Source organism: Halomonas sp. NCCP-2165 (assembly GCF_023708045.1).
In the GTDB taxonomy this organism is placed as follows: Bacteria; Pseudomonadota; Gammaproteobacteria; order Pseudomonadales; family Halomonadaceae; genus Bisbaumannia; species Bisbaumannia pacifica.
This window is the reverse complement of the sequence record NZ_BRCY01000005.1, coordinates 15,105-30,812: the sequence shown is the minus strand read 5'-3', so window position 1 is coordinate 30,812 and position 15,708 is coordinate 15,105. Positions and strand designations below refer to the sequence as shown.

Annotated in this window: 14 protein-coding genes; 5 read left to right on the top strand and 9 right to left on the bottom strand. The window is 66.9% G+C overall.

Annotated features, from left to right (window positions below):
• Positions 1–25 precede the first annotated feature (25 nt).
• On the bottom strand, positions 26–739 hold the full coding sequence (locus NFU04_RS03940) for a 16S rRNA (uracil(1498)-N(3))-methyltransferase (RefSeq protein WP_251308201.1): 714 nt from the start codon (positions 737–739) through the stop codon (positions 26–28).
• Between the two features lie 74 nt (positions 740–813).
• On the opposite strand from NFU04_RS03940, the gene phaR reads away from it, so the two are divergent.
• From phaR to NFU04_RS03915, 5 genes are all read left to right on the top strand, one after another.
• Complete coding sequence (phaR, locus tag NFU04_RS03935) at positions 814–1,293, top strand: polyhydroxyalkanoate synthesis repressor PhaR (RefSeq protein WP_251308200.1); 480 nt, start codon at positions 814–816, stop codon at positions 1,291–1,293.
• Positions 1,294–1,437: 144 nt separating this feature from the next.
• On the top strand, positions 1,438–2,733 hold the full coding sequence (purD, locus tag NFU04_RS03930) for a phosphoribosylamine--glycine ligase (protein ID WP_251308199.1): 1,296 nt from the start codon (positions 1,438–1,440) through the stop codon (positions 2,731–2,733).
• 43 nt (positions 2,734–2,776) lie between these two features.
• Positions 2,777–3,217 carry an acyl-CoA thioesterase gene (locus NFU04_RS03925; RefSeq protein WP_251308198.1) on the top strand — a complete coding sequence of 147 codons (441 nt, stop codon included), beginning with the start codon at positions 2,777–2,779 and terminating at the stop codon, positions 3,215–3,217.
• Positions 3,218–3,219: 2 nt separating this feature from the next.
• Positions 3,220–4,092 (top strand): phosphoribulokinase, encoded by an 873-nt coding sequence (locus tag NFU04_RS03920; RefSeq protein WP_146801490.1) that lies wholly within the window; start codon positions 3,220–3,222, stop codon positions 4,090–4,092.
• Positions 4,093–4,122: 30 nt separating this feature from the next.
• A complete protein-coding gene (locus NFU04_RS03915; RefSeq protein ID WP_285835113.1) occupies positions 4,123–5,121 on the top strand; it encodes a LacI family DNA-binding transcriptional regulator in 999 nt (332 codons plus the stop codon).
• A gap of 84 nt (positions 5,122–5,205) precedes the next feature.
• On the opposite strand, the gene tkt is transcribed toward NFU04_RS03915, so the two are convergent.
• From tkt to NFU04_RS03875, 8 genes are read right to left on the bottom strand one after another with little or no spacing between them, the layout of a single operon-like run.
• Positions 5,206–7,197 carry a transketolase gene (gene tkt, locus NFU04_RS03910; protein ID WP_251308196.1) on the bottom strand — a complete coding sequence of 664 codons (1,992 nt, stop codon included), beginning with the start codon at positions 7,195–7,197 and terminating at the stop codon, positions 5,206–5,208.
• Between the two features lie 43 nt (positions 7,198–7,240).
• Positions 7,241–8,194: a transaldolase gene (gene tal / locus NFU04_RS03905; RefSeq protein ID WP_251308195.1), complete on the bottom strand. Its 954-nt coding sequence runs from the start codon at positions 8,192–8,194 to the stop codon at positions 7,241–7,243.
• 33 nt (positions 8,195–8,227) lie between these two features.
• Positions 8,228–9,706 (bottom strand): xylulokinase, encoded by a 1,479-nt coding sequence (xylB, locus tag NFU04_RS03900; RefSeq protein WP_251308194.1) that lies wholly within the window; start codon positions 9,704–9,706, stop codon positions 8,228–8,230.
• Between the two features lie 38 nt (positions 9,707–9,744).
• Entirely contained in the window at positions 9,745–10,476 is a 732-nt protein-coding gene (locus NFU04_RS03895; RefSeq protein WP_251308193.1) for an SDR family oxidoreductase, read from the bottom strand.
• 9 nt (positions 10,477–10,485) lie between these two features.
• Positions 10,486–12,027, bottom strand: a complete 1,542-nt coding sequence (locus tag NFU04_RS03890; RefSeq protein ID WP_251308192.1) for an FGGY-family carbohydrate kinase — start codon at positions 12,025–12,027, stop codon at positions 10,486–10,488.
• A gap of 47 nt (positions 12,028–12,074) precedes the next feature.
• Entirely contained in the window at positions 12,075–13,055 is a 981-nt protein-coding gene (locus NFU04_RS03885; RefSeq protein ID WP_251308191.1) for an ABC transporter permease, read from the bottom strand.
• Entirely contained in the window at positions 13,055–14,554 is a 1,500-nt protein-coding gene (locus tag NFU04_RS03880; RefSeq protein ID WP_251308190.1) for a sugar ABC transporter ATP-binding protein, read from the bottom strand. Before NFU04_RS03880 ends, NFU04_RS03885 begins: the two co-directional genes overlap by 1 nt.
• A gap of 57 nt (positions 14,555–14,611) precedes the next feature.
• Positions 14,612–15,550 carry an ABC transporter substrate-binding protein gene (locus NFU04_RS03875; RefSeq protein ID WP_251308189.1) on the bottom strand — a complete coding sequence of 313 codons (939 nt, stop codon included), beginning with the start codon at positions 15,548–15,550 and terminating at the stop codon, positions 14,612–14,614.
• Positions 15,551–15,708 lie beyond the last annotated feature (158 nt).

The window sequence follows — 15,708 nt, the reverse complement described above, 5'->3', positions numbered from 1 at the left end:
AAGGCCCGCGTCGCCGAGGATAGGATCAGCCCAGCCGGGCCAGCAGCGCCACCACCGCGGTCTCGACCCGCAGGATGCGCTCGCCCAGGTGAATGCCCTCGCAGCCGGCGGCCTGCAGCTGCTCCACCTCGTAGGGAATCAGTCCCCCCTCCGGGCCCACCACCAGCAGGGCCGGCTCGGTGAGGCCCCGGGGGCAGGCCTGTTCCATGCCGGGATGGGCCACCAGGCCGCGGCGGGCCGCGAGGCGCCCCGGCAGCAGGTCCTCCACGAAGGGCTTGAAGCGGGTCGCCAGCTCGATCTCCGGCAGCCGGGTATCCCGGGCCTGCTCCAGGCCCAGGATCAGGTGTTCATGGATCTTCTCCGGGCGCAGCTCCGGCGACTGCCAGTAGCTCTTCTCCACCCGCCGGGTATGCAGCAGGGTCAGCCGCTTCACGCCCAGGGCGGTGACATGCTCCAGGCTGCGGGCCAGCATGCGCGGCCGCGGCAGGGCCAGCACCAGCTCGATATCCAAGGCCGCTGGCGGGGCCTGGTCGAGGGTGTCGACCTCGAAGCGGGCCTCCTCAGCTTCCAGGCTCAGCAGCCGGCCGCGGCCGATGCCGCCCCCCAGTACCCCCAGGGTCAGCTCGTCGCCGGGGGCGGCGCGATGCACCTCCTTGAGGTGGCGCAGGCGTCGCGGGTCGCGGACCCGGGCCAGGTGGGGGGCATGGAGGTCTTCCGGGGCGAGGAGGATCAGGTTCATCGGGGGCTCGTCAATTGGCGTCCTGGGGTGGCGCGGTGCACAATACCTGCAAAGCCGACCATAGGAGCCGTGCCGTGCGCGTGATTCGCAAGTATGCCAACCGTCGCCTCTATGATACCGAACAGAGTCGCTATGTGACCCTCGAGGATCTGCGTCAGTTGGTGATCGACGAGGTGCCCTTCCGGGTCGAGGACGCCAAGAGCGGCGAGGACCTGACCCGCACCATCCTGCTCTCGATCATCATCGAGCAGGAGCAGGGTGACGGTGACGCGGAGGTCTTCTCCAACGACCTGCTGGCGCAGCTGATCCGGGTCTACGACATGGCCCAGCCGCTGCCCCTGGCCCGCTACCTGGAGCAGGGCACCCGGCTGATGCTCGAGCAGCAGAAGCAGATGCAGGATCAGTGGCAGCAGGCCATGCGCCACACCCCCATGGAGCTGATGCGCGAGCTGGCCGAGGAGAACATGCGCTTCTGGCAGCAGACCTTCGGTGGCGTGGGCCGCGCTCCCGGCGACAAGGGCGGCGACAAGGACAAGGACGGCGACAAGGAATAACCCGCATAGCCGGAGTAGCCCCAGTCTGTGATAGAGAGTTAGCCTAGGTAGCCGTAGGCAAGGAATAACCCGCCGACGACCGGGCGCCTTTCTGGCATAATGCCGAGCCCCAAGCAGCGATTTCCCCGATAGCAAGGTACTCCCATGAAGGTTCTGATCATCGGCGGCGGCGGCCGCGAGCATGCCCTGGCCTGGAAGGTCGCCCAATCGTCCCAGGTGAACGAGGTCTTCGTCGCCCCGGGTAACGCCGGCACCGCCGGCGAGGCCAAGCTCACCAATGTGGCCATCGCCGCCGATGCCCTGGAGGAGCTGGAGGCCTTCGCCCGCCGCGAGGCCATCGACCTGACCATCGTCGGCCCCGAGGCGCCGCTGGTTCAGGGCGTGGTGGACCGCTTCCGCGACGCCGGCCTGGCGATCTTCGGCCCCAGCGCCGGTGCCGCCCAGCTCGAAGGCTCCAAGTCCTTCACCAAGGACTTCCTGGCCCGTCACGCCATCCCCACCGCCGACTACCAGACCTTTACCGCCGTGGAGCCGGCCCTGGCCTACCTGGCCGAGAAGGGCGCACCCATCGTCATCAAGGCCGACGGCCTGGCCGCCGGCAAGGGCGTGATCGTCGCCATGACGCAGCAGGAGGCCGAGGCGGCGGTGCGCGACATGCTCGAGGCCAATGCCTTCGGCGATGCCGGCGCCCGGGTGGTGATCGAGGAGTTCCTGGAGGGCGAGGAGGCCAGCTTTATCGTCATGGTGGATGGCGAGACCATCCTGCCCATGGCCACCAGCCAGGACCACAAGCGGGTCGGCGAGGGCGACAGTGGCCCCAACACCGGCGGCATGGGCGCCTACTCCCCGGCGCCGGTGGTCGACGACACCATCTTCGAGCGCATCATGGCGCGGGTGATCCGCCCCACCGTGGCCGGCATGGCCGCCGAGGGCCACCCCTACACCGGCTTCCTCTATGCCGGCCTGATGATCGACGCCGACGGCAACCCCAAGGTCATCGAGTACAACTGCCGCTTCGGCGACCCGGAGACCCAGCCGATCATGCTGCGTCTGCGCTCCGACCTGGCCGAGCTGTGTCTGGCCGGCGCCCGGGGCGAGCTGGCCGGCAAGGCCTGCGACTGGGACCCGCGTGCCGCCGTGGGCGTGGTGCTGGCCGCCGAGGGCTACCCCGACAGCTACCGCAAGGGTGACCCCATCGAGGGCCTGACCGAGGCCGAGGCCACCGGCTGCAAGGTATTCCACGCCGGCACTCGCCACGACGACCAGGGTCGCGTGGTCACCAGCGGTGGCCGGGTGCTCTGCGTCACCGCCCTCGGCGAGGGCGTCTCCACCGCCCAGGCCCTGGCCTACCGGGGCGTCGAGGCGATCCGCTGGCAGGGCGTCTTCTGTCGCCGCGATATCGCCTATCGGGCCATCGCCCGGGAGCAGGCCCAGGGCTGATTCCCCGCTCCGACCCAACAATAACCACGAGGGAGCCGCCACCATGGAACGTGTTCGCCTGGAATTTCCCGCCGAGGCCTGGACGCATCGCCACCCGCTGGCGGTGCGTATCACCGACATGAACTATGGCCGCCATCTGGGCCATGATGCCCTGGTGTCACTGCTCCACGAGGCGCGCACCCAGGCCTTCGCGGCCCTCGAGGTGGCGGAGTGGGATATCCACGGCTACCCCAGCGTGGTGGCCGACCTGGCCATCCAGTACCAGGCCGAGGCCCGCTGGCCCGAGCTCCTGGAGGTCCAGACCGCCCTGCCGGTGCCCGATGGCAAGGCCCTGGTGGTCTTCCAGCGGGTGGTGCGCCCCGCCGACGGGGTGCGGGTCGCCCTGGCGCGGCTCAATCTGCTGCTGCTCGATCCTGCCAGCGGCCGCCCGGTCGCGGTGCCCGAGGCGCTGCGTGAGCGGCTGACGCGTCGAGAGGGGGGCTAGGCATGTCCCGTGAATACCCGATCATCGCCGTGACCGGCTCCTCCGGGGCCGGCACCACCACCGTCCGCCGCACCTTCGAGCGCATGTTCGTGCGCGAGGACGTGCATGCCGCCACGGTCGATGGCGACGCCTTCCACCGCTACACCCGGGCCGAGCTGGCGCGGATCTTCCGCGAGGAGCCGGAGCGCAAGGACGAGCTCTCCCACTTCGCCGTGGAGGCCAACCTGCTCGACGAGCTGGAGGCGCTGTTCCTGGAGTACGGCGAGCAGGGCAGCGGCACCTATCGGCACTATATCCATGCCGAAGACAAGCGCATGATCGAGAGCGGCTACCAGGTGGGCACCTTCACCGAATGGCAGCCGCTGCCCTGCGGCACCGACCTGCTCTTCTACGAGGGGCTGCATGGCGGCCTGGTCACCGCCGATCACGATATCGCCCGCCACGTGGACCTGCTGGTGGGGGTGGCGCCGACCATGAACCTGGAGTGGATCCAGAAGATCGATCGCGACACCAAGCTGCGGGGCTACTCCCAGGAGGCGGTGATCGATACCATCCTGGGGCGCATGAACGACTATGTGCGCTATATCCAGCCACAGTTCTCGCGCACCCATATCAACTTCCAGCGGGTGCCCACGGTGGATACCTCCAACCCCTTCGAGGTGCAGGATATCCCCACCGATGCCGAGTCCTTCGTGGTGATTCGCTTCCGCGACCCCTCCACGGTGGACTTCCCCTACCTGCTGGCGATGATTCAGGATTCCTTTATGAGCCGGCCCCACACCCTGGTGGTGCCCGGCTCCCGGATGCCGCTGGCCATGGAGCTGATTCTCGCGCCCCTGGTGCGCCACCTGTTGGCCCAGCGGCGCTTCCGCTGAGTGCGTCGAAAATCGAGATCCGAGTGAAAGATGGTTAGACGCAGCAAGGCCACCATTACCGATATCGCCAAGCATGTGGGCATGACCAACATGACGGTGTCGCGTGCCTTGAACAAGCCCCACCTCGTCAAGCCGGCGACGCGCGACAAGATCCTGGCGGCGGCGCGGGAGCTGGGCTATGTCCCCAATGCCTTCGCCAGTACTCTCAGGAGTCGCGAGAATCGCCTGATTGGCCTGGTCACGGCCAGCGTCGACAACCCCTTCTATAGCGAGGTGATCAAGGCGATTTCGCGTGCCGCGAAACAGCAGAACTACACCATCATGCTGATCGATACCGATGGCTCGCCGGAGCTCGAGGAGGTAGCGATCGAAACCCTGCTCAGTTATCAGGTGGCGGGAATCATCCTCTCACCTGTCGCCGACGATGCCGGCTATCGTCCTGCCTATCTCGATAGGCTGCGCCAGGCCAGGCTGCCGATGGTGATGCTGGATCGTACCCTGAATGTGTCGGATTTTAGTCGTGTGATACTGGATAACCGCCTGGCTGGTAGGTTGCTCGGTGAGATGCTGGCAGGCCGGGGCATTCATCGAGTACTGGCGCTGACGGGACCGCAGGACTCACGGATTTCACTCGAGCGCTTGGCGGGCTTCGAGGAGGCCTATCGAGCCGCTGACGTAGAGTTGACGCTTGAGACGCGGGCCGGCGACTACACCCTGCAGCCGGCGTACCGCGACATGGCAGCCTATCTGCGCCGGGGGGCGCTTCCTGACGCTGTCTTCGGCTTCAACCAGCTGATAACTCTGGGGGCCATGCGTGCCCTGCATGACGCCTGTGTGTCCCGAGACGAGGTGATGGTGGTGGGTGTCGACCGCCTGCCCTATGCCGATATCTTCGATGTCTCGGTGCCCTGTGCCGTCCATGACACCTATCGGGCGGGGCATGAGGCGTTCCGCCTGCTCTTCGAACAGATCCAGGACCCCACGGCGGCCAGCCGTGAGGTCGTGGTCTCCGCCAAGCTCGTGAATTGATCGTCGCGAAAACAGGCGATCGCTGATATCGGCCAGCCCCCACGAGGCGAGAGCCCTACCTTGGCCCCGCCGGGGCCGCGTCCCTTAGCCCAGCAGCGCCTGGGCGCGCTCGACGACGTTGTCGACGGTGAAGCCAAAGTGCTTGAAGAGGTCGCCCGCCGGGGCGGACTCGCCGAAGCCGCTCATGCCGACGATATCGCCGTCCAGGCCCACGTACTTGAACCAGAAATCGCGGTGGCCGGCCTCGATGGCCAGGCGCGCGGTGACCGCCTTGGGCAGCACCGATTCGCGGTAGTCGGCGTCCTGATCGTCGAAGGCATCGGTGGAAGGCATGGAGACCACCCGCACCGCCTTGCCCTGCTCGCTCAGCCGGGCCGCGGCGTCCATGGCCAGGCCCACTTCGGAGCCGGTGGCGATCAGGATCAGCTCCGGGGTGCCGTCGCAATCGCGCAGCACATAGCCACCGCGCTGGATATTGGCCAGCTGGTGCTTGTCGCGCTCCTGGTGGGGCAGGTTCTGGCGCGATAGCACCAGCGCCGTGGGGCCGGCGTGGCGCTTGACCGCGGCATCCCAGGCGGCGGCGGTCTCCACGGCGTCACAGGGACGCCAGGTGGCCAGGTTGGGGGTGGAGCGCAGGCTGGTCAGCTGCTCGATGGGCTGGTGGGTGGGGCCATCCTCGCCCAGGCCGATGGAGTCGTGGGTGAAGACGTAGACCGCCTGCTGGCCCATCAGCGCCGCCATGCGCACGGCGTTGCGCATGTACTCCATGAAGATTAGGAAGGTGGCGCCGTAGGGCACGAAGCCGCCATGCAGGGCGATGCCGTTCATGATGGCGCCCATGCCGAACTCGCGGACCCCGTAGTGCAGGTAGTTGCCGCCGGGGGCCTCCGGCGTGATGGCCTTAGCGCCCTTCCAGAAGGTCAGGTTGGAGGGGGCCAGGTCGGCGCTGCCGCCGAGCAGCTCGGGCAGCTGTGGGCCGAGGGCGTTGAGGCAGTTGAAGGAGGCCTTGCGGCTGGCGATGGTCTCGCCCTTGGCCTGGGCGTCCTCGACCAGCTTCTCGCTGGTCAGCGCCTTGGGCAGCTCGCCCTTGAGGCGGCGCTGGAATTCGGCGGCCTCGGCGGGGTAGGCCTCGGCGTAACGGGCGAAGCGCGCCTCCCAGTCGCTCTCTAACTGCGCGCCGCGCTGGCGGGCGTCCCAGCCCTGGTAGATCTCCTCGGGCACATGGAAGGGGGCGTGGGGCCAGCCCAGCTGTTCGCGGGCGGCGGCCACTTCCTCATCGCCCAGGGGCGCGCCGTGGCACTCTTCCTTGCCCTGCTTGTTGGGGGCACCGAAGCCGATGATGGTCTTGCAGATGATCAGGCTCGGCTTGTCGTCATGGGTCTTGGCCAGCTCGATGGCGGCCTGGATCTCTTCCGGCTTTTGGCCGTCGACATTGGGCACCACGTGCCAGCCATAGGCCTCGAAGCGCTTGGCGGTGTCGTCGGTGAACCAGCCCTCCACCTCGCCGTCGATGGAGATGCCGTTATCGTCATAGAAGGCGACCAGCTTGCCGAGCTGCTGGGTACCGGCCAGGGAGGCGACCTCGTGGGAGATGCCCTCCATCAGGCAGCCGTCGCCGAGGAAGCACCAGGTGGTGTGGTCGACGATGGTGTGGCCGGGGCGGTTGAACTGGGCAGCCAGGGTCTTCTCGGCCAGCGCCATGCCCACCGCATTGGCCAGGCCCTGGCCCAGGGGGCCGGTGGTGGTCTCGACGCCCGGGGCGTAGCCGAGCTCCGGGTGGCCGGCGGTCTTGGAGTGCAGCTGGCGGAAGTGCTGCAGCTGCTCCAGGTCCAGGTCGTAGCCGGTCAGGTGGAGCAGGGAGTAGAGCAGCATGGAGCCGTGGCCGTTGGAGAGCACGAAGCGGTCGCGGTCGGCCCAGTGGGGGTTGGCCGGATTATGCTTGAGGTGGTCGTTCCACAGCACCTCGGCAATATCGGCCATGCCCATGGGGGCGCCGGGGTGGCCGGACTTGGCCTTCTGGACGGCATCCATGGACAGGGCGCGAATGGCGTTGGCCAGTTCGAAACGTGATGGCATGGAAATTCCCCATCGGTGGCGGGTTGGCGTGGCAATTCAGGGATCAGAGGGTCGCCAGACGGTCGGCGATCTGTGTCTCGAGGCGTTCCTGATCCTCGGCGAAGCGGCGGATGCCCTCGGCCAGCTTGTCGTTGGCCATGGCGTCCTGGTTGTGGCCCCAGCGGAAGGCGGACTCGGTGAGTGCCACCGGGCGTGGTCCACCGCTGCGTGTCATGAGCACCCTGGGTTTTACCTCGCCCGGCGTGGTGGCCAGTTCCTCGAGCAGTGTCGGCGAGATGGTCAATCGCGGGCAGCCGGCCAGCGCCAGCACCTGGCCGGTGGTGCGGAAGCTGGCACCCATCACCACGGTGTCGTAGCCGCCCTGGCTGACCCGCTCGCAGACGCCGCGCACGAACTGCACGCCGGGGTCGTTCTCGGGGCTGAAGTCCTGGCCGCTCTCCTTCTTGTACCAGTCGGTGACCCGACCGACGAACGGCGAGACGAGGAACACCCCGGCGTCGAAGCAGGCCTGGGCCTGGGCGTCGCTGAACAGCAGGGTTAGGTTGCAGTTGATGCCTTCCTTCTCCAGCACCTCGGCGGCACGGATGCCCTCCCACGTCGAGGCCAGCTTGATCAGGACCCGATCCTTGGCCACGCCGCGCCACTCGTAAAGCTCGACCAGTTCGTGGGCCTTGCGGATGCTGGCCTGGGTGTCGAAGGACAACTTGGCGGCCACCTCGGTGGACACGCGACCGGGCACCAGCTTGGCGATCTCGCTGCCCATGGCCACGGCGAGGCGATCCACGGCATGCTCTTCCCGCCGGTCGTCGGTCTCGGCCTTGACCGCGGCGAGTTCCTGATCAATCAGTGCCTGGTAACCCGGCAATTCGAAGGCCTTGAGAATCAGTGAGGGGTTGGTGGTGGCGTCATGGGGGCGGTAGCGCTGGATGGCCTCTAGGTCTCCGGTATCGGCGACCACCAGGGAGTGCTGACGAAGGGCGTCGAGTCGACATGTCATGGAGAAGTTTCCTTAAATGAGTGATCGATCCGATCAGGCGTAATGATCGGCCAGGGCCTGACGATAGCGGCCATAGGCCTCGTGATAGGCGGTGACGTGGTGGGCGTCGGGCTCGGCCCGTGAATCCTCGTCGAGGTAGGCCAGCCGCGAGCAGAGGTCCTCGAGAGGGACGTCGGGATAACGCTCGCACCAAACCGCCTGTAGCGCCGCCCCCAGTGCCGCCGCATCGGTGACCCTGGGGCGGATGACGGAGGTCCCGGTGATATCGGCGACCATCTGGCGCCATACCGGGCTCTTGGCCCCGCCACCGATCACGCGAATCTCCCGGAGCCCTTCGGCCAGGTCGCCGAGCAGCTCGAGGCCATAGCGCAGGCCGAAGGTGGCGCTCTCGACCACTGCCCGGCACAGGTTGGCCTGGCTGGTGTTGACGCTGGTCAGGCCCAGGACGCTTCCCGTGGCCTGGGGCAGCGCCGGGACCCGCTCGCCGTTGAAGAAGGGCAGTACCGTGACGCCCTCCGCGCCGATGGGGGCGCTGGCGATGCGTTCACCGAAGGTCGCCAGGTCGAGGTCGAACAGTTCGCGTATCCGGGTAGTCGCCGAGGTGACATTCATGGTGCAGATCAAGGGCAGCCAGCCGCCGTGGCTGGCACAGAAGTTGGCGACCATGGCGCTGTCGGGCACCACCGGTTCCGGGGAGTGGGCGCAGATGGTGCCGGAGGTGCCGAGGCTCAGGGTCACGAGCCCCGGGCGGATATTGCCGGTGCCGATGGCCCCGAGCATATTGTCGCCTCCCCCACTGGAGACCAACACGCCCTCGGAGAGCCCCAGCTCACGAGCCAGTTCGGAGCGCACCGTGCCGGCCGGCTCGTGGGACGCGATCAGCCGCGGCAGCACGCGGGCTGGGTCGAGCTCGGGGGCGATCTCGGCGAAAACGTCCTCGCGCCAGCGTCGGGTACGGGTGTCGAAGTAGCCGGTACCCGAGGCGTCGCCGGCTTCACTGACCCGTTCGCCGGTGAGCCAGAAGTTGAGGTAGTCGTGGGGCAGCAGCAGCGTGGCGATGCGCCGATAGGCCTCGGGGTGGGCCTCGCGTAGCCAGGCCAGCTTGGACGCGGTATAGCCGGTTTGCAGCACCAGCCCCAGCCTGTCGAGGCAGCCCGCTTCGCCGCCCAGGCGTTCCACCAGGGCGGCGTTGTGGGTCGCCGTCTCGGTGTCGCACCACAGTTTGGCTGGGTAGACCGGCTCGGCCCTTGCGTCCAGGGCCACCAGGCCGTGCTGCTGGCCGGAGACGCCGATGGCGCGGATCGCCCGGGCGTCGATGCCGGCCCGATCCACGGCCTCGAGGAAGGCGCCGCGGAAGGCCGTCAGCCAGTCGGCCGGGTCCTGCTCGCGGCGGCCGTTGCCGCCTTCGCTCAGGACATGGGGGCGACTCGCCTCGCCGAGGATCCGTGCCCCGTCGACGTCGACCACCACCACCTTGGTGCTCTGGGTGCCGCAGTCCACACCGATGTACATGTCAGGCTCCTTTTCCTTGCAGAACGTAGAACGCGGGGCTAGTGGGACGTGAAGCCCCCGTCGATTGGCAGGCAAGCGCCGCTGATCATCGATGCGGCCGGGCTCAGCAGGAAGGCCACCGGTAGGGCGACTTCCCGAGGGGTGGCGAAGCGTCCCAGGGGAATGGCGGCCAGCATGGGGTCACGTTTGGCGGGATCCGCCCAGGCGCGTTCGGCCATGGGAGTCAGGGTCACCGTCGGGTTGACGCTGTTGACGCGTATCCCCTTGGGGCCCAGCTCGAGGCACAGCACGCGGGTCATGGCATCCATGGCGGCCTTGGAGGCGCAATAGCCGAGGTGGCCTGACAGGGCGGCCAGGGCCGCCTGACTGGAGACGTTGACGATGCTGCCCCGGCGGCCGTGGGCGATCATCTGGCGTGCCGCCTCCCGCGCCACCACGGCACCGGCGGTGACGTTGGTGGCCAGGATACGCTCGAGGTCCGCCGCCTTGACGTCGAGGGCGTCGTCGAGGATCGAGATGCCGGCACAGTTGACCAGGCCATCGAGGGCGGGCATTTCGGCGAAGGCCTCGGTGACCGCGGCCTCATCGGTGATATCGACGGCCAGGGGGCGGGCGCCCAGTTCGCGCTCGAGGTCGGCGAGCTTGTCCCGGTTGCGGCCGAACAGCACCAGGTCGGCGCCGAGCTCGGCGAGGGCGCGGGCGATCTCGAGACCGATGCCGCTGGTCGCCCCGGTGACGAGGATGCGTTGGTTCTGGAGTTCGAAATCCATGGTCTGATATCACTCGCTGGGCATGTCGTTGGCATTGAGCCGATGCATGATCGGTTTGAGCGTCGGGTAGAGTTGGCAATACAGGTCGAAGAGTTCGTCGTAGCGCCGTGCTGCCGCCTCGGATGGCTGGGCGCGCTCGATCAGGGTGCCGTGCCCCAGCGGCTGGGCGAGGTCGAGCAGCCCGGTCGCCTGCCCGGCCAGCAGGGCGGCACCCAGGGCTGCCTCCACGTTCTCGCGGTAGGTGTAGACCGGCATGCGGGTCACGTCGGCGATGATCTGCATCCACAGATCCGAGCGGGTGGCCCCGCCGACCACGATCAGCTGGGCGTCGAGGGTCACTCCCTGCCGGGTGCCCGCCTCCATGTTGTGCCGCAGGGCGAAGGTCACGCCCTCCAGCACGGCGCGATACAGGTGATGGCGGCGGTGATAGAGACTGAGGCCGATGAAGCCGGCGCTGGCCTGGGCATCCCAGACCGGGCTGCGCTCGCCCATCAGGTAGGGCAGGAAGAGCAGGCCCTCGGCGCCCGGGGGGAGGTCGCGGGCGAGGGGTTCGAGCCGGTCGTAGGCGCTGCCATGCTCCCCGGCAGCGTCCCGGTCCTCGCCGCAGAGGGTATCGACGAACCAGCTGACCGAGGCCCCGGCGGTCAGGGCGCCGCCGAAGGTGTAGAGGTCGCGGTCGCTGTTCAGCACATGCGGCATGCTGATCAAGCCCTGGCCGGCATCGACGCGCTGGTTGATCACCCCCCAGCACATGCTGGTGCCGATCATGGCGACGTGGTTACCGGGGCGGGTCGCCCCCGCCGCCAGCGTGGCCATGGCCGCATCGACGCCACCGGCAACCACGGGAATACCAGCGCGCAGGCCGAGCGACTCGGCCAGCGACGGCAGCAAGCCGCCGACCGGGGCACCCGAGTCGACCAGGCGCGTCGGCAGCTTGTCCCGGTCGAGGCCCAGGGCGTCGAGCATCTCTTGCGACCAGGTACGTGCCGCCAGGTCGTAGATGCCGCCGATATTGCCGGCCGAGCTGTGGTCGATGGCGATTTCGCCGCTCAGGCGATAGTTGATGTAACTGTTGGGCGGCAGCAGGTAGCGGGTTCGCTCCCAGATTTCGGGGCGCTCGGCCTTCAGCCACATCATCTTGGTGAAGCCGTAGTAGCTGTCCACGCCATTGCCGGTGATGTCGCCCAGCCGGGTTAGGTCGATATGCTCCTTCACCCACTGGACCTGGGCCTCGGCCCGGCGGTCCATCCAGATCAGGCAGGGGTGCAGGGGCCGGTTCTCGGCATCGACCGGAATGCCCGAGCCGCCATAGAGGCTGCTGACACAGAGCCCCTTGACGCCCCGGGGGTCGACCCCGGGGGCTTCCAGGCAGGCCCGGAGGCAGCCGAGCACGGCCTCCCACCACACGTCCGGCCACTGCTCGGCCCAGAGTGGGCGGGGGGTGTCGACGCGGTAGCCCTGGCTATGCTCGGCCAGGATCCGGCCATGGTGATCGATCACCAGCGCCTTGGTGCTTTGGGTACCAATATCGATACCAATGACGGTTTCCATGGGGTTCTCCTCCTCTGAGCGCGATCGTTTGGGCTGATGCCGATGGCTCAGGGCGTGCGCTTGCGGCTGATATAGATCGCCAGCAGGATGATCAAGCCCTTGATGACGTTCTGGAGGTAGGGGGAGACGCCCATCAGGTTGAGTCCGTTGTTGAGCACGCCGAGCAGCAGGGCCCCGATCAGGGTGCCGAGGATCATGCCGCGTCCCCCGGCGATGGCGGCACCGCCCAGAACCACGGCGGCGATGGCGTCGAGCTCGAAACCGACACCGGCGTTGGGCTGGCCGCTCATCAGGCGCGAGGTCAGGATCAGCCCGGCGATGGCGGCGGTCACACCGCTCAGGGTGTAGACCAGCAGCTTGTAGCGGGAGACCCGGATGCCGGACAGGCGAGTCGCCTCCTCGTTGCCGCCGATGGCATAGAGGTAGCGGCCGGTGGCGGTATGATGGAGCAGCACGAAGCCGAGCGCGTAGACGGCGATCATGATCAGGATCGGCGTCTCGATCCCGGCCAGACTACCGCGCCCGAAGAAGGCAAACTCCGCGGGCAGCCCGGCGATCGGGTAGCCACCGGTGTAGATCAGGGCCAGGCCGCGGGCGATGCCCATGGTCGCTAGGGTGACGATGATCGGTGGCATGCCGGCGAAGGCGATGAAGGCGCCATTGAAGGCCCCGAAGGCGGCACCCACCAGCAGCCCGAGGAGGATGGCCAGCGACGGCGGTACCCCGGCCACAATCAGGCCCGCCATGGCGGTGCCCGAGAGGGCCATGACCGGGCCGACCGAGAGATCGATGCCGCCGGTGAGGATGGCCAGGCTCATCCCCACTGCGATGATGGCGATGATCGATGTCTGGCGTGCCAGGTTGGTCAGGTTGCTCCCCGTCAGGAAGTTGTCGTTGATCACCGCCATGGCGATGAAGACGATGATGAAACCGATCAGCGGGTAGAAGACCGGGGTACGGCGCCAGCTGGCCAGTCGCATCTTGAGGGAGTGACGGGCGGTGCCGGGCGTGGAGGCGAGATGGCTCATTAGCTGAGTCCCCCCGTGGCATGGTGCATGATGGATTGTGAGTTGAGGTCGTCGCCCTGGAGTTCGGCGGCGATTCGGCCGTGGTAGAAGACCGCAGCGCGATCGCACAGGCCGAGCACTTCGGGGAGTTCCGAGGAGATCATGATGATCGACACGCCCCGGGCGGTGAGCTCCTTCATCAGGGCGTAGATCTCCGACTTGGCGCCGACGTCGATGCCGCGGGTGGGTTCGTCGAAGATCAGTACCTTGCACTGGTGGCCCAGCCAGCGGGCGATGACCACCTTCTGCTGGTTGCCGCCGCTGAGGTCGCCGACCGGCGTCTCGGGGCTAGGCGCCTTGACGCGTACCGATGCCATCAGTTCGGCGGCGGTAAGGGACTCCTTGCCGCGTCGGATCAGCGGTAAGGCACCCTGGAATTGCGTCAGGTTGTTCAAGGAGATGTTCTCGCGACACGAGAAGGGCAGAATCAGACCCTGGGTCTTGCGGCTCTCCGGCAGCAGTCCAATCCCCTGCTTGAGCGCACTAGCGGGATGGCGGAGCCTGACCGGCCTTCCCTCCATGCGCACCTTGGCGTGTGCGGGCCGCGTCGCACCGATCAGCCCCATGGCCAGTTCCGTGCGACCGGAGCCCACCAGGCCGGCGAAGCCGAGGATCTCGCCACGGTGGAGCTTCAGCGAGTGCTCTGGGCCATCGGCGTCGAGGCGCAGGGCCTCGATGTCCAGCACCACCTCGGTGTAGTCGGCATCGCAACGATGTTCGGGGAAGATGTTCTCGACGCGCCGGCCGACCATTTTCTCGATCAGGTCATCGGGGGTTGTCGAGGCGACGTCACAGTCACCGATCTTCTCGCCATCGCGCATCACGGTGACGCGATCGCAGATGGTGAAGATCTCCTCCATATGGTGGGAGATGAACACCATGCCGACCCCTTGTTCGCGCAGTTCGCGCATGATGGTGAACAGGTGATCGGCCTCGCTGGGGGTCAGGGTCGCGGTCGGCTCGTCCAGCACCAGGAGGCGGGCATCCAGTGATAGCGCCTTGGCGATCTCGATGAATTGCTGATCGGCAACGCTCAAGTCGGCGATGGGGCAGTCCAGGGGAATCGAGACCTTGAGGCGGTCGAACAGATGCTGCGCTTCGCGGATCATGCCGCGACGGTCTCGCAGCCCGAGCCGGTTGCGCAGTTCGCGCCCCAGGAAGATGTTGTCCACGGCATCCAGGTCGGGAATCAGGCTGAATTCCTGGAAGATGATCCCGACCCCGGCGTCGAGGGCATCCTGATAGCCGTGGAAGTGGCATGTCTTGCCATCGATGATTATCTTGCCCTCGTCCGGACGATAAATGCCGCAGAGGATCTTCATCAGCGTCGACTTACCGGCCCCGTTCTCACCGAGTAGGGCATGCACCTCGCCGGCGTGGATATCGAGTGACACATCCTGCAGGGCCTTCACCCCGGGAAACGACTTCGAGATGTGCCTCAAGGAAAGTAATGGAGTCATGGGGATACCCTCGTGTGCCGCTCGGGGCGGCACACGTTGTCAGCGCTTATGGGCGGATTACCAACTGAAGTCGACGGCCATGTCGCGATCGATCAGTTCGACGTCGATGGGGATCTCCGCTGGAGCGGTGTTGGCGCCCCAGTACTTGGACAGGCCCAGGCCGAGTCCCATGCGCACCATGTCGCGGGGATATTGTGCCGAGGTGGCGATGAAGGCCGAGTCGGGGCGCTGGATGGCCTCGATGGCTTCGGGATGGCCATCGACGCTGACCAGCTTGATGTCCTGGCCGCTGGCCTCGATGGCGACCAGGGCACCCAGGGAGCCGATGTCGTTGACGCTGAACAGGCCATCGAGATTGGGGTGGGCCTGGATGATATTCTCGGTCACCACCATCGCATGGCTGCGATCCTGGCGGCCGTTCTGCTTGGTCACGATCTCGATGTCGGGGTGTTCCTCCAGGGCGGCCGTACAGCCTTCGATACGCTGCAGGATCGGCACGACCGGGATGCCATCCAGCAGGGCCACCTGGCCCGTGCCATCGAGCTGCTCGGCCAGATGGTCGCAGGCCAGGTAGCCGGCGTCGTAGTTCTTGGACCCCACGAACCCGTCTATTGGACCATTGGCCTGGGCATCGATCGCGACCGTGGTGACGCCGGCCTCTCTGGCGGCCAGCACCGCCGTCTCGACACCAACCGTGTCGGCGGGGTTGAGCAGTAGGATGTCGATGCCGCGCTGGATCATGTCCTCGACATCGCTGACCTGCTTGGCGACGTCGTGGCGGGCATCGGTGATGATCACCTCGGCTCCCAGGCTGTCGGCGGCGGCCTCGAGTGCCTGCTGCATGGTTACGAAGTACTCGTTGTTGAGCTCCTGGAAGGACATGCCGATGGTCAGGGTGTGGTCATCGGCCACCGCGGCGCCCGTGGCCAGGGCGGCCCCGCAGGCGGTGACGAGGGAGGCCTTACGGACGCGTGCTGCGATTTCGCTGATGTTCATGGTTGGCTCCAGGGTTTGTTGTTGTTACGTCTCGAAGTGAGGTGGTGCTGATATTATCAGTTATGTTAACGTCAACATTTTAGAAGCTAGTAGGCCATTGCTGATAGGTCAATGGGGCTTCGACTAATGTCTAGTCTTGTCAGATTCCTTGTCAGTTC

Bases quoted from the DNA above. Each gene is read 5' to 3' on its own strand.
- NFU04_RS03880 (WP_251308190.1), bottom strand. From the start codon at position 14,554: ATGACTCCATTACTTTCCTTGAGGCACATCTCGAAGTCGTTTCCCGGG.
- NFU04_RS03875 (WP_251308189.1), bottom strand. From the start codon at position 15,550: ATGAACATCAGCGAAATCGCAGCACGCGTCCGTAAGGCCTCCCTCGTC.
- NFU04_RS03920 (WP_146801490.1), top strand. From the start codon at position 3,220: ATGTCCCGTGAATACCCGATCATCGCCGTGACCGGCTCCTCCGGGGCC.
- tkt (WP_251308196.1), bottom strand. From the start codon at position 7,197: ATGCCATCACGTTTCGAACTGGCCAACGCCATTCGCGCCCTGTCCATG.
- NFU04_RS03890 (WP_251308192.1), bottom strand. From the start codon at position 12,027: ATGGAAACCGTCATTGGTATCGATATTGGTACCCAAAGCACCAAGGCG.
- NFU04_RS03915 (WP_285835113.1), top strand. From the start codon at position 4,123: ATGGTTAGACGCAGCAAGGCCACCATTACCGATATCGCCAAGCATGTG.
- NFU04_RS03940 (WP_251308201.1), bottom strand. From the start codon at position 739: ATGAACCTGATCCTCCTCGCCCCGGAAGACCTCCATGCCCCCCACCTG.
- tal (WP_251308195.1), bottom strand. From the start codon at position 8,194: ATGACATGTCGACTCGACGCCCTTCGTCAGCACTCCCTGGTGGTCGCC.
- NFU04_RS03885 (WP_251308191.1), bottom strand. From the start codon at position 13,055: ATGAGCCATCTCGCCTCCACGCCCGGCACCGCCCGTCACTCCCTCAAG.
- NFU04_RS03895 (WP_251308193.1), bottom strand. From the start codon at position 10,476: ATGGATTTCGAACTCCAGAACCAACGCATCCTCGTCACCGGGGCGACC.
- NFU04_RS03925 (WP_251308198.1), top strand. From the start codon at position 2,777: ATGGAACGTGTTCGCCTGGAATTTCCCGCCGAGGCCTGGACGCATCGC.
- xylB (WP_251308194.1), bottom strand. From the start codon at position 9,706: ATGTACATCGGTGTGGACTGCGGCACCCAGAGCACCAAGGTGGTGGTG.
- purD (WP_251308199.1), top strand. From the start codon at position 1,438: ATGAAGGTTCTGATCATCGGCGGCGGCGGCCGCGAGCATGCCCTGGCC.